Raw genomic sequence first — 20,891 nt, forward strand, 5'->3', positions numbered from 1 at the left:
TTACTCGAACTTGTAGCTGATTTCGAGCGGCGGGCTGCCCGCGTCGAGCGTCACGGTCCGCACGTAGGGCGCGAGCGAGCCGTTGCGGATCTCGATGCGATGCGTGCCTGGCGAAAGGCTTGCTGTATGGAACGGCGGGCTCACGCCGCGCCTCACCCCATCGACATAGACCTCGCCCCACGGCAGGACCTGGAAGTGCACGCGCACGGGGCGCATCGGCACAGGTGTGCGCACGGTGGGCGCAATGGCTGGCCGTGACGGCACCTGGGCGATCTGCGGCTCCGAAGGCGCGGCCTGCGTGGAGTCCGCGGCTTGAGCCGTTTGCGAGGATGCGGCGGCGGATTGACTGGTGGCGTTGTCGACGGTGTTATCCGTGGCATTGGCGGGCTTGTCCTTGCCGGCGTGAACCTCCACCACCGTAGTGTCCGTAGTCAGGGCCGGCGCGGCGGGCGGCATGACGGAAGCTGGCGTGGCCGCTGCGGCCGCTGCGGAAGCTGCCGCGCCGGGTTGTGCCTGCGCGGGCGGGTTGGCGGCGGGGGCCGCCAGCGCGAGGGTAGCCGGGTGGCTCGCCGGTGCAGCGGGAACCGCAGGCGCGCTGGGGGTCGCTGCCGTCTGCGTGGAGTCTTCCGGCGTGTGAATCGCATAGCGCAGCGCCAGAATGCCCACCGCCAAAACGAGCAGCAAGACAAGCGCGGGGATGCGCATCGACCGCCATGCAAAACGCGGCGCTAACGATTCGGAGGCCGAATCGTCTGGTTGCGCGGCAGCCGAAGCAGTAGCGTTATCGGCGGATGGCGTCCGTGGCTTTTCCGGTTCGACTACGCGCGGGCTTGCCTCCGGCACTGGTGCCGCCACCGGTGCCTCCACGCCATCGCGTTGCTCTACCGCCCTCGCCTCTGGCTGCGCATTCGCCACGGTTTGCACGGGCTTTTCGGCGGCGGGCGCCGGCAGATCGGGCGTCGCCGCGCGCTGCATCGCTTCATACCCGGCAGGCACGAACACTCCCGGCGTAGGCTCGTGCAGGCCGAGCGACTGGGCAAACGCCGCCACTGACTCGGGCCGGTCCTCGATCCGCAGCGCGAGCGCATGGTCGATGGCGGCCCGCACGCGTTCGCTGTAGTGCTCCTGTTCGTGTTCGCCTTCGTTGGCCGCCGCGCGCCCCGCCAGCGGCCGATATTGGTCCTGAATGCTGCGCACCACCGCCGCCGGCGGCAGCTCCCCCGTCATCAGCACATGCGCGAGCGCGCCCAGCGCATAGATATCGGTCCAGGGCCCCTGCCGGAACGCGGGGTCGTCGGTGTATTGCTCGATCGGCGCGTAGCCTGGCTTGAGCATCATCGCGGTCTCGTCGACCATGTCGCCGATCAGCTTGCGCGCCGCGCCGAAGTCGAGCAGCACCGGGTTGCCGTTGGGCAGGATGAGAATGTTGTCGAGCGAGATGTCGCGATGAAAGCACTGCGCGCGATGCAGCACGTCTAGCGCACCCAGCACCGCCGCCAGCATGCGCAGCAGCGCGGGCTCGCTCATGCGCTGGCCGCGCTGATGCAGCTGTTCGAGCGTCTGGCCTTCGTAGTACGGCATCACCATGTAAGCGGTGCCGTGGCTTTCCCAGAAGTGCAGCACCTTCACGAGGCCCGGGTGATCGAATTGCGCGAGCAGGCGCGCTTCGTTCAGGAACGCGGCGCGCCCTGCATCGAAGGCCTGCGAGAGGCGCGCGGCGCGCAGCGCGACCGTGAAGTCGCCCGCGCGCGACGCGAGCATCGCGGGCATGTACTCCTTGACCGCGACCGCGCGCTGCAAGGTGCGATCGAACGCGCGATAGACGATGCCGAAGCCGCCCGTGCCCAGCACCGAGTCGAGCTCGAAGCCGGCCAGCCGATGGCCGTTCGGCAAGGGCCGCACGCCGTCGCTGCCGGACGCCGAGCCCGCTTGCGCGCCGCCGTGCGAGCCGCTTTTCGAACCGTTTCTCGAGCTGCCTTGCGAGCCCGCGCGCGCGGCGTTCGGCGCGGCTTCGGCGTAGTGCGGGTCGGTCATGCCGGTCCTCCCTGCGGCTCGCCGAAGAGCCGCTGAAACAGCGCGGCATCGAGCCCGCCCGTGTGGACGTCGGTGCGCGGCGCGCCGCCATTGGCAGCGGTCCACCAGAAGCTCGTCATGCCGTGCGGGTCGAAGTATTCCCACAAATTCGGCCAGCCGCCTTCAACGCCCGGCGCATCGCTGCCTGCGAGCGCTGCGTCGTCGCGCAGGCCCTGGGCCAGCGCCAGATCGAAGTCCTCCGGCCCCAACGCGCCGCGTATCGCGTCGCGCACGATCGCCCCCATCAAGCGGATGCGCAGATCGGCGCGCTCGCGCTCGCCGCTCTCGCGCCCATACCGCTGCGGCGCGAACGGCTGCGCGACCACGAGCGGATAGCGCCGCCCGACGCGGTCGCGACTCGGCGCGACGCAGCCGAGCTGCACCCAGCCTTCGCCGCTGCCGGCGGGAATGGCGAAGCTCCAGAGCGGCGCGTGCGCATCGAGCGTGGCGCCGCCCGCCGCCATCCCCTGCGAAAGCCATTGCTCCCATGTGCGTGCGAGCGCGCCCTGCATGCGGCGGCCCACGAAGTCGCCTGCGCCCGGCAGCTTGCCGTACCAGGCGGGCAACGCGAATTCAGCGCCAAGGAGCGCGCCGTTCATGATTTCCCCGGACACGAAAACGACTCCAGTTGCGCGAGACGCAAGGGATTGCGCACGCTATCCGCGCTCACCTGCATGGCGAGCGCGTGATGATCGACGTTGAAACCGGCCACCATCTGCTCGGGGCCCTGGCCGCGTCCCGGCGCGGCGCGACCTGAGGCGGCCCCATCGAACAATCTCATGAGCGCCCACGGCCCCTCGGTCACGATGCCGTCGGTCGCGCCCGACTGATCGACGACCTGCAACCGCACCTGGTTCATGCCGCGCGGCCCCGGCCACTGCACCGTCACAGGCGCCTGCGGACCGTGCGCATAGCGCACCTGCTGGCCGTCCACATCGAGCGTCCATTCGGAGATGTCGGGGTCCATGTCGAGCGGCTTGATTTCCAGCTTGATGGTGGGCGTGCGCGCGCCGCCCGCGAAAAACGCATCGCGTATCACGGCAGCTTTTTCGAACGAGGCAAGCAGCGCGCTATCTCCCGAAACGCCCGACGCCCCCGCACCGCCGATGAAGCGCCACGGCTGCACGCTCGTATCCACGCGGTTTTGCAGGTTCTTCTGGAAGAACTCGTCCATCATGCCGCCCTGCGCGAACAGGCGCGCGAAGTCGCCGGGCGCGACGTCGCGCGACGAGCCCCGCGCGAACGGATAGCGCCCCGCGATGGCCTGGCGGCAGAAGTCGCCGATGTTGACGGACGCGCTCTGCGCGAGGTTCTGGTCGACGTTGTGCGTGACGGTGCCCTGCGCGGCGTTCGCGAGGTCGCCCAGCATCTGCCGGAACGGCGCAGGCATGCGGCCGGCCTCGGCGCGGATCTGGTCGGCACTGTCCGATTGCGGCGGCGTCCCGCCACCGCGCAGCGCGGCATCGGCGGCGGTGAGCCACGTATAGAGGTTGTCGATCGACTTGAGCACCGCGGCCATCGCGGGATTCGCGCCGCCGCTGCCGCCACCGCTGCCTTCGCTGCCGCTGCCCGCGTCGCCGAACTCGCGCAGGCCCGCGAAGTGTGCATCGACCACCGCTTCGGGCCGCGCGTCCGCGCCCGATGCCTCGCTGCCGCCCTGCGGCTGGCCGAAGATCTGCGCGAGCGATTCGCGCGCCTGGTTCACCTTGTCCTGTGCGCCCGCCGCGAGCCCGCCTGGCCCGCTGGCGCTTTGCGTGAGCGTGGTCTGCCGCGCGGCGGCGTTGGCCAGACGCGTGAGCGGCGAGTCCGGCGCGGACAGCACGCGCGCAATCTGCGTGACCTGCGCGATTGACGCCGTGCCCTGCAGGCGCAGATCGCCGAGCAAGGCGTCCCAGCGGCGCATGTAGTCGTCGAGATAGAGCGCGCGCACGTCCTTCGCCTGGGCGCTTGCGGCAGCGGGCGTCGCGGCCTCCTGGGCGCGCAGCCCGAGCACCCAGGTTTCGTCGCGGCCAAACGCTTCCACCGCCGCCGCGAGCCGCTTGTCGAACACCTTCCAGTAGCCGTCCCAGGTATAAAGACCCGGCACGCCCTCGTTCAGGCTCGCGCCGCTCGCGCGCCTGAACACCAAGGCGCCCGAGGGGCCCGCCATCTGCGTCACGTTCACGTCGTAAGCAGCCGCCGCCGGGCGCAGCGTGCGCGCAAGCTGGGCGTACAGACGCTGCGCGAAGGTGAGCCACAACAGCTTGTCGCGCGCGGCGGCCACCATCGGCTCGTTCTGCGCGAACGGCGAGACCACCACGCGGCCCGAGAACAGCGCCGCCATGTGCGCGCGCAGGTCGTTGCGCTGCGCGGGCGTCAGCTGAACGCCGGGCGCGGAGGCAATCTCCAGGTCCAGCACCGCCTGCACGAAGTCGGGATCGTAATGGGCGCTGTCGTAGAGCATCAGATACGCCTTGAGCGCCGCGTACACATAGGCAGGGTCGTCAGGGGGCGCGTCGCGCACCGCCGTTTCGAGCCGCCGCGCGGCCAGCGGCAGCAGCAGCTCGTCGAGCGCGCGGTGATAGACGTTCTCGGCGGCCGACTGCACCTTGTCGCCCTGAAACAGCCCCCAGCGAGACGCAAGCGGCGCGTCGGCCGGATCGACGCCCTCCACGTGCCCGATGTTGCGCATCGCGTCGAGCATCGGCAGCACACGCGCGATGTTGTCGGCGTCGGTGATCGTCACGCCTTGCAGCGCGCGGTCGATTTGCGGCACGCGCGCCTCGACCGACGCCAGATACGCACGATTGCGCGCGTAGCTGCCCATCCACGCCGCCAGCGCGCCGGCCAGCAGCAGCGCGAGCGCTGCGTAGGCGGCGAGCGCAAACATTCGCTGGCGCTGATACCAGCGCATATCGGTGCCGGCGAGGCGCGCTTCCTTGAAGATCAATTCCTGAAGCAGGTCCTTGAGGAAGAAGCTGCGCCCGCTCGCCGCCGACCCGGCCACATGCGGCGCGGGCGGCGCGCCGTCGATCTTGAGAAAGCGCTTGATGCCGCCCATCACGCGGTCGAACACGGTCCCCTCTTGCGTGCCGCTCGTGAAATAGACGCCGCGCAGGAGCGGCATGGCGTCGAAGCGCGAGGTCGAGAACACCTGCTCGACGAATTGCCCGAGCACTTCGTGCAAGCCGATGAATTGCTGCGGCAGCGAATAGATGAGCTCGCGCCGGCGCGCATCGGGCTCGGCGGTGAAGAGCTCGGGCAGCGCGTCGTTCAGGCGGCGGTGCAGCAGCCGGTATTCGCGATCGAACACGGGGCGCAGGCTGAAGTCTCGCGCTTCGGTCTCGGCCAGCGGGATCGTGAAGCCCCACACCTGCGCGCGCTCGGTGCGGTTCAGGCGCGCGAAGTAGTCAGTGAAGCCCGAGAGCAGGTCCGCCTTGGTCACGAGCACGTACACGGGGAACTGGATGCCCAGTTCGGTGCGCAACTCCTGCAGGCGCTTGCGCAGCGCCATCGCATGTCCGGTGCGCTCGACCTCGGAGGCGCCCAGCAGATCCGATACGCTGATGGTCAGCAGCGCACCGTTCAGCGGCTGGCGCACGCGGTACTTCTTGAGCAGCGCGAGAAAACCCGACCATTCGTCCTGATCGAGCGCGCGATTGCTTTCGTGCGTAGCGTAGCGGCCCGCCGTATCGATCAGGACGGCTTCGTTGGTGAACCACCAGTCGCAATGGCGCGTGCCGCCCACGCCGCGGATGGCAGCCTTGCCGAACTGCTCGGCGAGCGGAAACGTGAGGCCCGAGTTCACCAGCGCCGTGGTCTTGCCCGAGCCGGGCGCGCCGATGAAGACGTACCACGGCAACTGATAAAGATACTGGCGCGTGAGGCCTTCGAACCAGCGGCCGATGCGGCCGCGCAAACCCTGAACGTTCTGCGCGCCCGACTGTGCACCCTGCAGTGCGCCCTTCTGCGCGCTCCCGAGGCGCGCGCTGCGCAAGAGCCTGGCGGCCTCGTCGAAGCGGCTGCGCAACTCCTGCGCATGCGGCGCTTCCTCTTCGCGCGCGTGGCGGCTTTCAACGGGCTCGCGCAACTGGCTCAGCAATTGCGCATTCAGCTGCGCGGCGCGCCAATGCCGATACCCCACGCGCGCGGCCCACACCGCGAAGATCAGCGCGATGAAGAGCACGCGTGCGAGCGCGCTGTCGAGCGGGCGATACGTGCCCACCGAGATCAGCGGCCCCACGAGCCAGATCAGCGCCGCGAACGCCACCAGGCCGATGACGGCCCACACGCGCGCACTCAGGAGCGCGCGCAGCGCGTGCCATGCCGAACGCCCGACGCCGCTCATGGCGCACCTCCCGCAACGCCCATGTCCGGCGTCGCGAGCTTCGGCGGCGCGGTGAGCAAGGTAATTTCCACGCGCCGATTGCGGGCGCGGTTCGCGGCGCTGTCGTTCGGCGCGACGGGATCGGCGGCGCCGCGTCCTTCGGCGCGCACGCGGGCGGCATCGCCAAGTCGCGCGGCAAGAATGGCCGCCACGGCCTGGGCGCGCTCGACCGAGAGGTTCCAGTTCGACGGAAAACGCGCGCTGTGCACCGGGACGTTGTCGGTATATCCGGCCACGACAATCGCGCCCGGAACGCGCGCCAACGCGGCCGCCACGCGCGCGAGCGTCGGCTGGTAGCGGTCGATCACGGTGGCGGAGCCCGATTCGAACAGCCCGTCGCCGCGCAGCACGATCACGCTGCGGTCGGCGGCGTCGCGCACTTCCACGAGCCCCTCGGCAATCTCCGGCGCAAGGAAGCCCGCGAGGCGCGGAGGCGGCATCGGGTGGACCGCCGCGGGCTCGGCGGCTTGCAGGCGCACGCTCGGGATCTGCAGCCGGCCGATCATCGCGAACGCCTTGTCGGAGCGCCCCGCCAGCGCGAGATCGAGCCCGAGGTAGACGCCGAAGCCCACCAGCAAGGCGAGCGCGGCGCAGGCCCAGAGCGGCACGGCGAAGCGATGCGGGTCCTCGCGCGCGATCTCGTCGCGCCAGTGCGCCGAAAGCGCGGCGTCATAGTCGCCGCGCACGCTGCGGATCGTGCGCGCGAGCGAGTGACGCAGATCGTCGAGCTGGGCGCGGCCATTGTCGAGCACGCGATAGCGCCCTTCGAAGCCCAGCACGAGGCAGTAATAAAGCAGTTCGAGCAGATTCAGCTGCTCGCGCGGCTGCTGCATCAAACGGTTCAGGAGTTCGAAGAATTTTTCTCCGCCCCACGTCTCGTTGTGAAACGCCACGAGCAAACTGTTCGACGACCAGTCGCCGGCCCCGCCCCACGGCGTGAGCGCCGCCGCCTCGTCGAGCGCCGTGCACAGGCAGTAACGCGCCGCGCCGATCTGCTCCGGCGACGCCCGCGCGTCGCGCGCACGCTCTTCGAACTGGCGGATCTCGTTGGCGAGATGTTCGCGCAGCCAGGCCGGGTTCGGATGGTGCACGGTGTAGCGAATCTGCGGAATCAGGTTCAGCAATGCGTTGGCGGCGGCCACGAGCGGATTGCCGCCCTCGGCAGAGGCCGCCGATGCGGCGGAGGCCGCCAGTGCGTCGCCCGCGAACCCGCGCGCCTCGCCGGGCGGCGCATCGGCGCGCCACGGCTCGTCGCCGGTTGCCCGGGCGAGATCCGGCGGCGCGGCCATGAAGGCGCCATGGCCGGCCTCGCGTTGCGCGGCGAAGGGATCGTTGAGCGGATTCATCGCGTGTCACCTGCGCGCATCTCGCCCATGCGCACGCCGCCTGTGCGCACGCCGCGGATCGCCCAGAACTCCATCGCGAGGCCCGGAAACTCGCCGGCCAGATGCAGCGCGAGACCACCCGAGCGTTCGAGTTGCCGCCACAGGTCGCCGCCCTTGTCGATCTCGAAGTAGCTATGGCCGGCGTGATACGGAATCTCATGCGGCGCGACCGGCAGCGCGCGCACCGGAATGCCCGGCAACTGCAACTGAACCAGATCGCGGATGCGCTCGACCGGCCCGAGCTTGACCTGGGCGGGAAAGCGCGTGCGCACGCTTTCGGCGGGCACATCGGCGCGCACCGCCAGCACGAAGCCCGCGTCGCGCAGCAGCGAGGTGTCGGCAATCACGGCCACCTGCACGCCGTTGCCCGCGTCGGTGAGCGCGATCTGCACGGCATTCTGGTCGAGCACGGTGGCGAGCGAGCGCCGCAGTTCGGCGAACAACTCGCCGAAGCTCGCGCGCAAGTCGTCGTGACGATAGGCCGGCAGCACCTCGGGCCGGCGCGAGGCCGCCGTAAACGTCGCGAAGTCGCAGGCGAGCTTGAGCCAGTCGCGAAACAGCTGCTCGGGGTGAACGCCTGGCGTTTGCGCGGTGTGCGAAGTCACAGCCAGATAGCGATTCACGAGTTGCAGCAGCAGGAAGTCGGCGACCTCGGAAACGCCGCCGCGCCCAGCCTGCGCGAGCCGCCCGGCAAGCAGCTCGCTGCGCTGCGCGAGCAGCCGGTCGAGCTCCTGCACATAGCCCGCTAGCTGCGGATGCGCGTGCGCGTCGAGCAGCGGCGGAATATAGGTCTCGTCGATCACCAGTTGGCGGTCGGCGCGCCGCTCGATCACGCGCAGCACGCCCATCGCGTGCCAGTCGTCGTCCACGCTGCTCGCGAGCGCGAGCTTGAGCTTCAGGCGTCCTAATTGCACGAGCGCGGGTTCGAGGCGCACCTCGTTGACGTCGGCGATCTCGGCCTCATGGGCTACATAGCGCGCGAGCGCCGCCGCACCGCCGCCGAACGTCACCTGCGCGCTGCTGCTGCGCGGCGCCGGCAGCGCCAGCACGACCGTGGTATCGCGCACGTCGGCGCCCACTTCCAGCGCCTCGGGCGCTTCGTCGAGATGCGAAAAATCGAACGGCGTGCCATCGGGCAGCATGCCGCTCGCGGCGCGCAGCATCACCTTGCCGTGCGCGAGCGCCTCCTCGTCGATGCGCAGCGACGCGAAGCCCCATGAATAGCACTGCAGCGGCGCGCAGCGCAGGTGCACGTAGCGCTCGAAGTAGCGTTCGAGTTGCTGGAAATGCTGGGGCCGCAGGAACATGCCCTCGGACCACACCACGCGGTCGCGCTGGCCGGCGCCGCCCGCGACGGGCACAACAGGAGCATTCATGCGGTCGTTCATGGAGCCTCACCGGAATGGGGTGTGGCGACGAGTCCGTCGCCCTGCACCGCGATCACGTAACGCATTTCGGAGGGCTTGCCCTGCCAGAACTTGAACAGGTTGGTGCTCGCAGGCGGCGGCAACGCCACCACGACCTTCCAGCGGCGCTTCTCCAGCTTGCGGTAGCCCGCCACCACGCCGAGCGCCCGCACTGCTTCGCCGCCCGGGTAGTGAATCGTGCGCGACTCGCCCGGACGCAGAACGATGCGGTCCGTGCCCGCCAGTTCCGCGCCGAGCGCGTCTTCGGGTTTGCTTTGCAGCGAGAAATAATCGGCTCGGCCGAAATTATTACCGGATTTCAGCTGAAAAGTTTGCAGCGCGATAGGCGCGGGCCGATTTTGAGAATCGCGATTGACGTCGGCCGCCACCTGAAATGTTACCGAATAGGGAACCGGTAAATCCTTCTCGGTCGATGCACACCCCCAAAATAATAAAAAGGCAAAATAAATCCCCGCGCGCGGTTGAAGCACGCGCTTAATTTGCGCTCCGTACATACCGTGCCAGTCCTCTGATTCAGCGCGAAAACACGTTCTCATGCACAGGCACGAACACGCCCCGTCCCCCGGTTCATGCCTGCAAACAGGGGCTAAGAGTGCTGCTCCAGGAATACCCACCCTGACCCATGCGTGCCGGATAACAAGCCACGGGGCCACGACGCCATGCCTTTTGCTGTTTCGCGGAATTAAATTAATCTATCGCCGACGCTGTCTCACGAGTAATAATTCATATGAGGAAAAATCAGGTGACTAGACTATAGTTCGTACGATTCCTTACCGCAACGATCTCCGAATACGCGCTCTACAAATAAATTTTTCAGGCCGTAGTATTTACACTGCGCGCTTGAATCCAGAATTAAATACCGGACTGCCGACGATGAACTGGCCGATACGCTGGAATTTATTACGTGCGAATGGCACGCCGGCCGCCCTTGGCGGCGTATTTTTACTGGCGCTTGCTGCAATGCTTGTTGCAACGGGCGGCTGCAGCAGCCTCTCGCCCGCGCAACGGGCCGCCGCGAATACCGTTGCGTCCGCAAACGATGCGTATCTCGCGGGCGACTACTCGCGCACCATCCAGCTGCTGCGCAACAGCAACGCTGTGGAGGACGGCGACCGCGCCACCCAGATTGAAGCGCACAAGCTGATGGCATTCAGCTATTGCGTGACGAACCGCGTTGCGCAGTGCCGCGCCGAGTTCGAGGCCATCTTGCGCATCGACCCGCACTTCGAGCTGTCCGCCGCGGAGAAGGGTCATCCCGTCTGGGGCCCCGCCTTCGATGCGGCTCGCCGCAAGGTCGCGCCATCGTGACAGGCTGCCGTGACACAGCGGCGCGCCGCAAGCATCTTTTGTCCGTTATTGAGTGAGTCAGTCAGCATCATGCAATTGACCGTCATCGAATATGCAGGGGAGCCGGTCCGCACCGAGACCAGCGTGATGTTTCATGCGCCGGGCGGCACGATCGGACGCAATGCCGATAACCAGATGGTGCTGCCCGACGAAACGCGCCAGGTCTCGCGGCTGCAAGCGTTGCTGCAGATCGATGGCGAGCATTGCGTGCTGAAGAACTTGAGCAGCGTCTCGGTGGTGGAGATCAACGACATGCCGCTCGAGTACACCGAGGAACATGCGCTGGCGTCCGGCGATGCGATCCGCATCGGGCCTTATGTGCTGCGCGCCCATGATGGCGAAGCCGGCGTGGAGGACGTGGCGCAGGCCGCGCCGCCGGCGCCGGTCGAGCGACGCATTGCAACGCCCTCGCGCGAGCGGGAAAGCGAAGGCCGCGCGCCACTCAACGGAAACGTCAAGAGAAACGTCAAGGAAAACGCGCCGATCCCGACCGATCCGCTCGCGCTGTTCGCGCGACCGAGCCGTGACGAAACGGGCCGCGCATCGGCACAAACACTGGCATCTATGCCGCCCCCGACATCGACGCAAAAATCCGCGCCAACGCCGGCCCGAGAACAAGCAGCCGCGCACACCCTCAATATAGATGCGCACGCAACTAAATCTTCAGAGAGCGAGCCGGAGCGCGAATTCCCGCTACGGCCACCGCTGACACGCGCATACGACCCGGCATCCGCGCCAACCCAGGCAGCAAGCACCACAACCCGCGCCGATGCGCCCACGCCTTCGGCCGCACCCGATTCCGCCGATGCGCTGCTTTCCGCTTTCCTGCGCGGCGCGGGCCTCGACAAGGCCACTTGCGACTGGCAAACCGAGCAGTTGTATACGGCCGGGCAATTGCTGGCGCTGTTCGCGAACGGCACGGTCGAGCTGCTCTCCTCGCGCAGCATTCTCAAGCGCGAAGTGAAGGCCGACATGACCGTATTGCTCGACCGCGAAAACAACCCGCTCAAGCTGCTGCCCGATGGCAGCGCGGCGCTGCGCCAGATGTTCGGCCTGCCGTTTCCCGGCTTCATGACGCCGCCTGGCGCCGTCGAAGACGCGTTCCACGACTTGCAGGCGCACCAGATCGCCATGGTCGCGGGCATGCGCGCCGCGCTCAATGACGTGCTGCTGCGCTTCTCGCCCGAACGCCTGGCCGCTCGCAATGCGCCGAGCCGCTACGAAGCGTTCCTGCCGGTGCTGCGCAAGCTACGTTTGTGGAACCGTTACGAACGCCTGCATCACGAGACCATGCTCGCCGTCGAGGACGACTTCAGCGCGGTGTTCGGCCGGTCCTTCCTGCGCGCCTACGACGAGGAAGTAAGGAGCTATCACGCGCGACGCCGCCCGGCTCGCGCGAGCGACGCATGAACCTCTCGTGCGCCCAGTTCTCGCGCGCGGGCACGCGCGAAAGCAATCAGGACGCACTCGGCTATTCGATCTCCGACGACTACGCGTGCTTCGTCGTGAGCGACGGCGTCTCGGGCGAGCCCGGCAGCGAGATTGCCGCGCGCTGTGCGGTCGAGCGCATTCTGGAACGTGCACAACACAGCGATCCCACTCGCACGCCCACGCTCGCGCACATCCTGCATGCCTGCATCGAGGACGCGCACGGCGCGATCCGCGCGAGCCAGCAGCGCGAGCACGAACGCGGCCGCATGAGCGCGACGGTGATCGTGCTGCTCATCGACCGGCGGCGCAACCTCGCCCAATGGGCGCACCTTGGCGACAGCCGGCTATACCGCTTCGCGCGCGGCGCGCTGATCGAGCGCACGCGCGACCATAGCGTGCGGCAGCAGTTGCTGGACGCGGGGCTGCCGAGCGACGGCGTCAATCCTGGATGGCTGCATATGGCGCTGGGCATGCGCGGGCCGATGGCGCCCGCGATCAGCGAGCCGCATGCGCTGGAAGACGGCGACGTGTTTCTGCTATGCACCGATGGGCTCTGGCAGACCGTCGCGGAGGATGCGCTCGAAGACCGGCTGCGCATCGTCCATAGCGTCGACGACTGGGCGCTGCTGATCGAGCACGAGGCGATGCGCCATTCGGGCAGCGCATCGAATGCCGATAATTATTCCGCGCTGGCGGTGTGGGCGGGGAGCCCGCAGAACGTGACGCTGCAGCGGATCAGGACGCGGCGGGAAGGGTAAGGCCGGAAGGCCTGGGAGAAGCCCCCGCCGCGCAGGGGCGAAGCACCGATTAGTCGTAATGCTTCTTGTGCTTCTTGTTCTTGTGCTTGTAGCTGTTGTCGTGATGGTAGTCGTTGGAGTACGAGTTGTTGCGCGAGATGTTGCCCCCCAGCGCAGCGCCACCGGCGCCCCCCGCCGCCGCGCCCACGAGCGCGCCCGTCGTACCGCCCATCGCGTTGCCCGCTGCCGCGCCTGCGCCGCCGCCCAGCGCGCCGCCCACCACGGCGCCGTGCGCTCGCGATGGTTCGACGTTACCGCTGCGCCCGCGCCGCCGCCCACGGCGCCGCCGATCACCGCGCCGTGCTGCCGCCCACGGCGTTGCCCACCGCCGCACCGGCCACGCCGCCAAGCGCGCCGCCCACGGCATTGTTCATGTCACCCGCTACGGCGGGCAGCGACGCCACGGCCATCGCAGCAGCAATCGCCGTCGTTCCTGCAAGCTTCTTCAGCATTGACTTGTCCTTTGCCTTGTTGAGATATGGGGCAAGTTTAACATTTAACATGAAAGCATAATGTTAGATAGTGTCAAAAACCATGCATCGCACGCCATTTCACGTCAACGATTGGTCTTTCTACTGATATCTTGCTCCATCCGGCGAAAACGCAGGTCGCGCTGCGGGTCGTGTCATTTGCGCTGGCGCGCGCGGTGGCTTTGGCAGAACATAGGCCATTGCCATTGAGGAGCGCGCCATGAAATTCGTGCCACTCAGGTACGCAGCCGGCATAGCCGCTGCGTTATGGAGCATTTGCGGCGTGGCGACCCTGCCCGGCGCGGCTTACCAGACCACGGTTCAGCTAGCGAGCGGAAAACACTTGCTGTGCAGCGTGAACGAAGCGCGGCCCGCCGGCGAACCGGCGGTGTTGACGCGCCGCGAGCAGGACCAGGCCGAGGTGCTGGCGACGCAGCGCCTGCGGCTGCTCAGCGGGCCGTATTCGGATTACCCATCGGACTACACCGCGCCTGCCGTAGCGTGCGTGAATGCGGACTAATTGCGCAGACTGAAGCCGGTGCAATGACATGAAGAAATAGAAAAAAGCCCGGCGCGCGGCCGGGCCAAGCGTGGAATCAGACTGCCTTAGAAGCGCGTGCGCACACCCGTGGTCAGTTCGAGCTGATTGGACGCGCCAAACGTCGAGCCGACCGTGTAGCCGCCGTGCAGCTTCATGTAGTCGCCGGCCAGATACAGCTCGGTGCGCTTCGAAAGGTGATAGAAAACCGAAGCGTAGAGCGTTTCCTTGAAGCCGTTGTGCAGGCCGCTGGTCAGATCGAAGGTGCCGAGGTTGGCGTTCGGAATGTTGCCATCGGAGTTGTACGCGGCGTTATGCACGCGCATCTGCTGATAGCCGAGTTCGTAGTCGAACGCACCCTTCGGCGCGACCTTGAGCGACACGGTCCACGAATTGTCCTGACGCTGGCCCAGCGCGCCCTGGTTGCCCCAGTAACGGAAGTAACCCGCGTTGGCGCGCACGATGCCCAGCGTGTAGTTGCCGCCGACCGAGAACGACTGGTTCGTGTTGCCGTTCAGGTTCACGTGGCTATAGTACGTCGACGCCGCGTACGAAGGGCCGTTATAGCCGAGCGCAAACTGGTAGGTCGCGTTGTTGCCGAAGCTCGTCTGGTTGCCGAACGCGTAGCCCGCGCTCGCGAAAATGCCGTTGCTGAACAGCTTCTTCCACGCCAGGCCGTTGTTATAACGGGTGCCGGTCGCGCCGGCGGCGTAGAAGATCATCTGCTTGAAGTTGTTCGAGTTGGTCCAGCCGCCCTCTTCCGTGGTCAGCTTCGCGCTGCCGTACGCGTCGCCGTAGATGGCCGAGGCGTCGCGCGCGATCGTGTTCTGGAAGCCGGCGGTGAACTTGCCCAGGCGTTCGTCTTCCACGCCCACCCATGCGTCGCGGTCGAAGATCTGGCCCGGGTCTTCCATCGCGCCGTTATTCACGGTGTATTCGCTTTCCAGACGGAAGATCACCTTGGTGCCGCCGCCGATGTCCTCGGCGCCTTTCAGGCCCCAGCGGCTGCCGCTGAACCACGGCTCGCCGTCGTTGCCCATGCCGATCACGTGGTTGCCGTTGGCGTCCGCGTGCGTGCGGTAGGTGGGAACGCTCAGGTCGATCAGGCCGTAGAGTTGAACGCTCGACTGGGCGTGTGCGCCGCTCGCCGCCAGAGTGCCGGCCGCCATGGCGAATGCGAGATGCTTCTTCTTCAAGATTGTCTCCTCAGGTAACTGCATTGAAGTTCTGTTTATTCCGTTGCCCTTTTCTGGCCGGCTGCTGCTCCCGGTTTGCATGACAATCAACGGATTGGTACGAATCGTAGTGCGCCCAATCCTTCGCGCTCCTTTCGCGAATGCTTCGCATCGCTTAGTGGATTCACCAATGTCTAAACCGGGGAAATGGCGCTCTGGTCGCGCGGCGTAGCGTCCTTCGCGCGCAGGATGTAGCCAAGCCCGCGCAGGGTCATGATCTGCGCGCTCGACTCTGCCAGGTGCTTGCGCAGCCGGTGGATATAGATGTCGATGGCGTCCGCGCTCGGTTCGTCGTCGAGGCTGTAGACGCGCTCCATGAGCGTGTGCTTCGACACGGTCTTGCCCTGCTGCAGCATCAGCGCTTCCAGAATCGCGTGCTCGCGGCGGCGCAGCGCGAGCGGTTCCTCGTTGTGGCGGAATTCGCGCGTGTCGGACAGGTAATGCAGATCGCCGCAGGTGAGCCAGCCCGACTTGTCGCCCACCTGCCGGCGTATCAGCGCCTTGATGCGCGCAACGAGCTCGCGGCTGTCGAAGGGCTTCACCACGTAGTCGTCGGCGCCGGCGCTGAAGCACGCCACCTTGTCGTCGATCGAGCCGTGCGCGGTGAGCATCAGCACCGGCACGTTATCGCGCCGGCGCCGCAAGCGGTTGAGCACATCCTTGCCGCTCATGCGCGGCAAGCGCATGTCGAGCAGCACCACGTCGTAGCGCTGCGTCATCAGCACCGAGTCCGCGGCCTCGCCGTCGCCCACGCAATCGACAGTGAAATTCTCGGCACGCAGCAGATTGACGATCCAGTGCGCGAGCTCGGCGTTGTCTTCCACGAGCATCAGCTTCATTGTTGTTCCTTGTTCACGTCAGCGCTGTCTCCAGCATCGCGGGCCGCTCCTTCGAGCCGCTGCGCGCCGCCGCCTCGCGCCACACCGGCAGGCGCACCGTCACGACGAGTCCGACCCGTCCGGCGCCGGGCCCCACGCTCACCGTGCCGCCATGCGAGCGCGCCACCTGGTGAACGATGGCGAGCCCAAGCCCGGTTCCTTCGGTGTCCGTTGCAACGCGATAGAAGCGCTCGAACACGTGCTTGCGCGCTTCAGCGGGAATGCCGGGGCCGTTGTCGACCACCTGCAGAACGACCTCGGCGCCCTCGCGGCGGCAGATGGCGGTCACGTTGCCGCCCGTCTGGGTGTAGCGGATCGCGTTGTCGACCAGATTCGCGGCGAGCGAGGCCAGCAAGCCCGCGTTGCCCGCCACCACTACGCCGTCGTCCAGTTCCGCGCCCAGATCGATATCGCGCTGCTGCGCGGCTTGAATCAATTCTTCGAGCACCGAGGACACCACCGCGCCAAGATCCACACGCGTACCCATGCGCTCGGGCGCGATCGATTCGGCCTGGGCGAGCAGCAATAACTGGCTCGTCAGTTCCGCCATCTTCTGGCTCGTGCGGCGCACGCCGTGCAGCGCGACGAACAGCGCCGGGTCTTGCGCATCGCATTGGCTCGCGAACTGGATCTGCGTGGCGAGCAGCGTGAGCGGCGTGCGCAGTTGATGCGCCGCGTCGGCGATGAACTGGCGCTGGGTCGATGCGTGCACCTTCAGGCGCGCAATGCACTGATTGATGGCGTCGACGATCGGCCTCAGCTCGGAGCGCAAATGATCGGGCCGGATAGGTTCGAGCTCGGTGGGCTCGCGGTCGGCCACGTCGTTCTTGAGCTTCATGAGCGGGCGCAGCTCCAGCGTGAGCCCGAGCGGCACGAGCAGCGCGGCGAGCGCGAGCATCAGCCACTGGCGCATCAGCTGCGGCCGCCAGAGACCGTCGATCATCGCCTGGCGCGAGGCCACGGTCTTGCCGACGATCACCGTGACGCGCTCGGCGCGGCCCGAGTCGTAGAGCGTGCGTTCGTAGGCCACCGCGCGAATGGGTGCGCCGTCGTACTGGCTGTCGTAGAACGCGGGCAACGGCGCGGACGACTGCGCGGACGACTGCGCGGATGATTGCGCGCTCGCGGGCGGCGGCGCGAGTTCCGGCACGCCACCGAGCAGCCGGCCGTCGCCGGCGAGCACCTTGTAGAACACCCGGTCCTGGTACGGCGACTCGAATATCTCCAGCGCCGCCGGGGGAATGTTCGCAACGAGCGCGCCGTTCTCCCAGTCGACGTCCTCGATGATCGTGCGCGCCGAAGCGAGTAGCGAATTGTCCTGCAACAGATCCGCGGTCTGTCGCGCGGCATCGTAAGACATGCCGCCCGTGACGACGGTGAACGCCGCCAGCGGCAGCAGCAACCACAACAGCAGACGCGCACGCAGGCTATGCACCATGTCACGTTCTCCGGTACAAAAGAAGCCGTCCCGCAGCGCGGGACGGCGTTAGAACGCTTCGGACCTCGCCCGCCGGAACGGTCTCCGGCCGGGTCCTTCAAGTGATCGAAGCGCTCAGAATGCGGAGGGCCGCCATTTGAGCAGGCGCTTTTCCAGCGAGCTCAACAGGTAATCGGTTGAGAGCGCAACCACTGCGAGCACGATCATCGCCGCGAACACGCCGCTCGCGTTGAACGCGCCTTGCGCGGTCGAGATCAGCAGACCGATGCCTTGCCTGGAGCCCAGGAATTCGCCCACCACGGCGCCCACCAGCGCGAAGCCGAAGCTCACGTGCAGGCTCGCGAGAATCCACGAAAGCGCCGAGGGGATCACCACCGACGTGGTCACCTGGCGGCGCGATGCACCGAGGATCTGCGCATTGGCGATCATGTAGCGGTCCGCTTCGCGCACGCCCTGGAACGCATTGGCGAACACCACGAAGAACACCATCACCACGGCGAGCGCCACCTTCGACGCCATGCCGAGTCCCAGCGCGATCACGAACACCGAGCCCAGCACCACGCGCGGAATCGAGTTGGCGATCTTGATGTAGAGGCTGAAGACGTCGGAGAGCAGCTTGTTGCGGCCCAGCACCACGCCGCAGAACACGCCGCCGATCGAGCCGATGATGAAGCCGAGCCCGGTTTCCTCGAGCGTGACCCAGACCTGGGTGAGCAGCGGGCCTTGCGAGGTGCCGTTCACGAACCAGTCGACGATCTGCTCGAAGATCAGCGAGGGCATCGAGAAGAAGAACGGGTCGATCCATTTATGACGCGCGGCCAGTTCCCAGCCGCCGAGCACGACGACGAGCACCAGAATGCGCAGGCCGATCACGAGCGCGTGGCGCTGGCGGATGCGGCGCTGCGCGGCGCGCTCGACGGCGTCGAGCGAGGCCGCGTCGATGCCTTGCGGCAAGGTTTGTTGCGGGGTGGACATGAGCGAGCGCTCCAGCTTGCTTGATGTTTTGGCCAATTCGACCGGGTTAGCCGATCTGCACTTCTTCGCGCAGGTCGTGCCAGATATCGCGCGACAGCTCGACGAAGTGCGGTTCGTAGCGGATTTCCGACGTAATGCGCGGGCGCGGCAAATCGATCTCGTACACCTTCTTGAGCGTCGCGGGCCGCGCCGTGAGCACGAACACGCGGTCGGCCAGCGCAATCGCTTCTTCGAGGTCATGCGTGACGAACACCACCGAGCCCGTGCCGCCCCACAGTTGCAGCAGTTCGTCCTGCATCAGCGTGCGCGTTTGCATGTCGAGCGCCGAGAACGGCTCGTCCATCAGCAGGATTTCGGGCTTGTTGATGAAGGTCTGCGCGAGCGCGACGCGCTTGCGCATGCCGCCGGAAAGCTGATGCGGATAGTGCTTGCCGAACTTGTCGAGGCCGACGCGGCGCAGCCATTCGTTCGCCTCGTCGTAGGCCGCCGATTTCGAGCGGCCGCGAAACAGCGGGCCGGCGGCCACGTTGTCGAGCACCGAGCGCCACGGAAACACGGCGTCGGCCTGAAACACGAAGCCGATGCGCGGATCGATGCCGTTCACGGGCGCGCCCATCACGCGCACTTCGCCCGTGGTGGGCTTGAGCAGGCCCGTGATCATGCTGAGCGTGGTGGACTTGCCGCAGCCCGTGGGACCGACGATGGCGATGAATTCGCCCTGAGCGACAGCCATGCTGAAATCGCGCAGCGCCACGGTGGCCTTGCCGTCGGGTGCGATAAAGCGGCACGAGACGTTGCGGAATTCGATGGCCGGCATAGTGGATTGCGCAGGGTCTTGCGCGGAAGTTCGCGCGCCTGGTTGAACTGGAGCTTGCTTCATCAAGGACATCTCACGATTGTTCGGACCCGGCCAGAGAAGCAGCCGGCGCCGAAACCACAAAACACAGGAAAGCAGCAGCGCGGCGGTCCTCGCGGACCGCCTTGCCGTAACGACGTCGAAACGCAGTTATTTCGCGCTGACGAACTCGTTGGTGTACGTCCTGGCCAGGTCCACGTGCTTGCCCTTGACCGACGGATTGAACGCCGAGAGCACCTTCAGCACGGTAGCGGGACCGTCGGCGGGCATCTTCGCGTCCGCGGTGTACATCGGCAGCGACGCCTTGAGCGCGGTAACGTAGAGCGCCTTGTCCTTCTGGTAGTCGTCGGGCATCTTTGCCGCGATGTCCTCGGCGCTATGCGTGTGGATGAACTGCATCGTGCGTGCGAACGCATGCGCGAGCTTCGCCGCCTCGGCCTTGTGCGAGGCCACCCAAGCGTCCTGCACGTACAGGCTCGCGGCCGGATAGGTGCCGCCGAGCGCGGCGCGCGTGCCGTCCACGGTGCGCATGTCCACCAGCACCTTCGCGTCGCCGGTCTGCAGCAGGCGCGAAACGGTGGGCTCAGTGGTCATGCCCGCATCGATGCGGCTCTGCTTGACGGCGGCGATGAAGCTTGCATCGGCGCCCACGGGCAGCATCGTGTACTCGGTCGACGCAATGCCATGCTGGCCCGCGAGATACTGCGTGAGGAAGCTCGTGGACGAGCCCAGCCCCGTCACGCCAAGGGTCTTGCCCTTGACGTCGGCCATGCTCTTGATCGTGTCGGCGGACTTCGACGACACCACCTCCACTTCGCCCGGCACCTGGCCGAACACGGCAATCGCCTTGACGTCCTTGCCCTTCGTCTGCAGGTCGATGGTGTGGTCGTAGAAGCCCACCACGCCTTGCACAGCGCCGGCCAGCAGTTCGTTCTCGGCGTCCACGCCGGCCGGCTGCGAAAGCAGTTCGACGTCGAGCCCTTCGTCCTTGAAGTAGCCGAGCTGCTCCGTGAGCTTCGCGGGCAGATAGATGAGCTTCGTGATTCCGCCGACCATGATGGTGATCTTGCCGGGCGCGTCGGCGGCCTGCGCATTTTGCAGCGCAGCGCCGAACAACAGGCCACAGGCGATCGCCATGGCGGGCAAACGACGGCGCAATGCGCGGGAAGTGGGTTGCATCGACTGTCTCCATTATTTTGGGCCGGCGGCACGATGCCGCCTGCCTCGATGAATGGCGGCATTCTAGCCAGCGCAACCCTTCTCGATGCTTTCGCGCCAGGCGGCGAAACATGGGGGATTTCCATGAAATGCGGCCTGGTAGCCGGCAATCTTCTCAACGAGAATCACTTGCATTCAGTCCGCATCGCATCGCGCCGAATTTCAAAGCGAACAAATAATCTTCCATTCCAGCCAAAATGTTTATAAACAATTCAACGATTATTCTGGTCATTGTTTTTATCGTATGAAAATATGCAATCCGACTATGACAAAAAGTCGCTTCTTTTTATTGTTGCCGGGTAACAACAGGTTATTGCCGCGGCGCTCGATATTGAAGAAACTGACTACGGGCTTACCGTTAAAGCCGATAAGATACAAACTACGCGCAGCAGTTAAATTTCCGCGCAAACGGCATAAAAGCCGTTATGCACTTCCTGTATTCCGATATGCAAATGTT

Annotated in this window: 16 protein-coding genes and 1 pseudogene; 4 read left to right on the forward strand and 13 right to left on the reverse strand. The window is 66.4% G+C overall.

Translation table 11 applies throughout. The annotated features are described in order from the left end of the window. From PWP93_RS25445 to tssJ, 6 genes are read right to left on the reverse strand one after another with little or no spacing between them, the layout of a single operon-like run. Positions 1-2,034, reverse strand: coding sequence for a serine/threonine protein kinase (locus PWP93_RS25445; protein ID WP_421046520.1), 2,034 nt, complete (start codon positions 2,032-2,034; stop codon positions 1-3). Next, positions 2,031-2,687, reverse strand: coding sequence for a type VI secretion system-associated protein TagF (tagF, locus tag PWP93_RS25450; RefSeq protein WP_421046521.1), 657 nt, complete (start codon positions 2,685-2,687; stop codon positions 2,031-2,033). The genes PWP93_RS25445 and tagF overlap by 4 nt, the downstream gene beginning before the upstream one ends. Next, on the reverse strand, positions 2,669-6,400 hold the full coding sequence (gene tssM, locus PWP93_RS25455; RefSeq protein WP_421046522.1) for a type VI secretion system membrane subunit TssM: 3,732 nt from the start codon (positions 6,398-6,400) through the stop codon (positions 2,669-2,671). The genes tagF and tssM overlap by 19 nt, the downstream gene beginning before the upstream one ends. Next, positions 6,397-7,785, reverse strand: a complete 1,389-nt coding sequence (locus tag PWP93_RS25460) for a DotU family type VI secretion system protein (protein WP_421046523.1) — start codon at positions 7,783-7,785, stop codon at positions 6,397-6,399. The genes tssM and PWP93_RS25460 overlap by 4 nt, the downstream gene beginning before the upstream one ends. Beyond that, a complete protein-coding gene (gene tssK, locus PWP93_RS25465; RefSeq protein WP_421046524.1) occupies positions 7,782-9,200 on the reverse strand; it encodes a type VI secretion system baseplate subunit TssK in 1,419 nt (472 codons plus the stop codon). Before tssK ends, PWP93_RS25460 begins: the two co-directional genes overlap by 4 nt. Positions 9,201-9,208: 8 nt before the next feature. Further along, positions 9,209-9,745, reverse strand: a complete 537-nt coding sequence (tssJ, locus tag PWP93_RS25470; protein ID WP_421046525.1) for a type VI secretion system lipoprotein TssJ — start codon at positions 9,743-9,745, stop codon at positions 9,209-9,211. A 379-nt stretch (positions 9,746-10,124) separates the two neighbouring features. On the opposite strand from tssJ, the gene PWP93_RS25475 reads away from it, so the two are divergent. From PWP93_RS25475 to PWP93_RS25485, 3 genes are all read left to right on the forward strand, one after another. After that, positions 10,125-10,559, forward strand: coding sequence for a TssQ family T6SS-associated lipoprotein (locus PWP93_RS25475; RefSeq protein ID WP_421046526.1), 435 nt, complete (start codon positions 10,125-10,127; stop codon positions 10,557-10,559). 69 nt (positions 10,560-10,628) lie between these two features. After that, the gene (tagH, locus tag PWP93_RS25480; protein WP_421046527.1) at positions 10,629-12,008 is read left to right on the forward strand and encodes a type VI secretion system-associated FHA domain protein TagH; all 1,380 of its coding nucleotides are present in this window, start codon (positions 10,629-10,631) and stop codon (positions 12,006-12,008) included. Continuing rightward, the gene (locus PWP93_RS25485; RefSeq protein ID WP_421046528.1) at positions 12,005-12,787 is read left to right on the forward strand and encodes a PP2C family protein-serine/threonine phosphatase; all 783 of its coding nucleotides are present in this window, start codon (positions 12,005-12,007) and stop codon (positions 12,785-12,787) included. Before tagH ends, PWP93_RS25485 begins: the two co-directional genes overlap by 4 nt. A 49-nt stretch (positions 12,788-12,836) precedes the next feature. On the opposite strand, the pseudogene PWP93_RS25490 reads toward PWP93_RS25485, so the two are convergent. Then, positions 12,837-13,278, reverse strand: a pseudogene (locus PWP93_RS25490) (hypothetical protein). Between the two features lie 238 nt (positions 13,279-13,516). Between PWP93_RS25490 and PWP93_RS25495 the strand changes: the two are divergent. Then, a complete protein-coding gene (locus PWP93_RS25495) occupies positions 13,517-13,816 on the forward strand; it encodes a hypothetical protein (RefSeq protein ID WP_421027793.1) in 300 nt (99 codons plus the stop codon). A gap of 86 nt (positions 13,817-13,902) precedes the next feature. On the opposite strand, the gene PWP93_RS25500 is transcribed toward PWP93_RS25495, so the two are convergent. From PWP93_RS25500 to PWP93_RS25525, 6 genes are all read right to left on the reverse strand, one after another. Then, positions 13,903-15,003 (reverse strand): porin, encoded by a 1,101-nt coding sequence (locus PWP93_RS25500; RefSeq protein WP_421028038.1) that lies wholly within the window; start codon positions 15,001-15,003, stop codon positions 13,903-13,905. 200 nt (positions 15,004-15,203) lie between these two features. Beyond that, positions 15,204-15,908: a response regulator gene (locus PWP93_RS25505; RefSeq protein WP_421046529.1), complete on the reverse strand. Its 705-nt coding sequence runs from the start codon at positions 15,906-15,908 to the stop codon at positions 15,204-15,206. A gap of 13 nt (positions 15,909-15,921) precedes the next feature. Continuing rightward, positions 15,922-17,385, reverse strand: coding sequence for a sensor histidine kinase (locus PWP93_RS25510; RefSeq protein WP_421046530.1), 1,464 nt, complete (start codon positions 17,383-17,385; stop codon positions 15,922-15,924). A gap of 114 nt (positions 17,386-17,499) precedes the next feature. Further along, a complete protein-coding gene (locus PWP93_RS25515; protein ID WP_421046531.1) occupies positions 17,500-18,360 on the reverse strand; it encodes an ABC transporter permease in 861 nt (286 codons plus the stop codon). Positions 18,361-18,406: 46 nt separating this feature from the next. Continuing rightward, positions 18,407-19,177 (reverse strand): ABC transporter ATP-binding protein, encoded by a 771-nt coding sequence (locus PWP93_RS25520; RefSeq protein ID WP_421046532.1) that lies wholly within the window; start codon positions 19,175-19,177, stop codon positions 18,407-18,409. Positions 19,178-19,366: 189 nt separating this feature from the next. After that, positions 19,367-20,353: an ABC transporter substrate-binding protein gene (locus PWP93_RS25525; RefSeq protein ID WP_421028039.1), complete on the reverse strand. Its 987-nt coding sequence runs from the start codon at positions 20,351-20,353 to the stop codon at positions 19,367-19,369. Positions 20,354-20,891 lie beyond the last annotated feature (538 nt).

Origin of the sequence: Paraburkholderia sp. A1RI-2L, assembly GCF_048957375.1 — a bacterium.
Classification (GTDB): domain Bacteria; phylum Pseudomonadota; class Gammaproteobacteria; order Burkholderiales; family Burkholderiaceae; genus Paraburkholderia.

What these genes read in the sequence shown, in the direction of transcription:
- PWP93_RS25445 (WP_421046520.1), bottom strand. Translation starts at nt 2,034, where the DNA reads ATGACCGACCCGCACTACGCCGAAGCCGCGCCGAACGCCGCGCGCGCG.
- tssM (WP_421046522.1), bottom strand. Translation starts at nt 6,400, where the DNA reads ATGAGCGGCGTCGGGCGTTCGGCATGGCACGCGCTGCGCGCGCTCCTG.
- PWP93_RS25460 (WP_421046523.1), bottom strand. Translation starts at nt 7,785, where the DNA reads ATGAATCCGCTCAACGATCCCTTCGCCGCGCAACGCGAGGCCGGCCAT.
- tssK (WP_421046524.1), bottom strand. Translation starts at nt 9,200, where the DNA reads ATGAATGCTCCTGTTGTGCCCGTCGCGGGCGGCGCCGGCCAGCGCGAC.
- tssJ (WP_421046525.1), bottom strand. Translation starts at nt 9,745, where the DNA reads ATGTACGGAGCGCAAATTAAGCGCGTGCTTCAACCGCGCGCGGGGATT.
- PWP93_RS25475 (WP_421046526.1), top strand. Translation starts at nt 10,125, where the DNA reads ATGAACTGGCCGATACGCTGGAATTTATTACGTGCGAATGGCACGCCG.
- tagH (WP_421046527.1), top strand. Translation starts at nt 10,629, where the DNA reads ATGCAATTGACCGTCATCGAATATGCAGGGGAGCCGGTCCGCACCGAG.
- PWP93_RS25485 (WP_421046528.1), top strand. Translation starts at nt 12,005, where the DNA reads ATGAACCTCTCGTGCGCCCAGTTCTCGCGCGCGGGCACGCGCGAAAGC.
- PWP93_RS25495 (WP_421027793.1), top strand. Translation starts at nt 13,517, where the DNA reads ATGAAATTCGTGCCACTCAGGTACGCAGCCGGCATAGCCGCTGCGTTA.
- PWP93_RS25500 (WP_421028038.1), bottom strand. Translation starts at nt 15,003, where the DNA reads ATGGCGGCCGGCACTCTGGCGGCGAGCGGCGCACACGCCCAGTCGAGC.
- PWP93_RS25505 (WP_421046529.1), bottom strand. Translation starts at nt 15,908, where the DNA reads ATGAAGCTGATGCTCGTGGAAGACAACGCCGAGCTCGCGCACTGGATC.
- PWP93_RS25510 (WP_421046530.1), bottom strand. Translation starts at nt 17,385, where the DNA reads ATGGTGCATAGCCTGCGTGCGCGTCTGCTGTTGTGGTTGCTGCTGCCG.
- PWP93_RS25515 (WP_421046531.1), bottom strand. Translation starts at nt 18,360, where the DNA reads ATGTCCACCCCGCAACAAACCTTGCCGCAAGGCATCGACGCGGCCTCG.
- PWP93_RS25520 (WP_421046532.1), bottom strand. Translation starts at nt 19,177, where the DNA reads ATGCCGGCCATCGAATTCCGCAACGTCTCGTGCCGCTTTATCGCACCC.
- PWP93_RS25525 (WP_421028039.1), bottom strand. Translation starts at nt 20,353, where the DNA reads ATGGCGATCGCCTGTGGCCTGTTGTTCGGCGCTGCGCTGCAAAATGCG.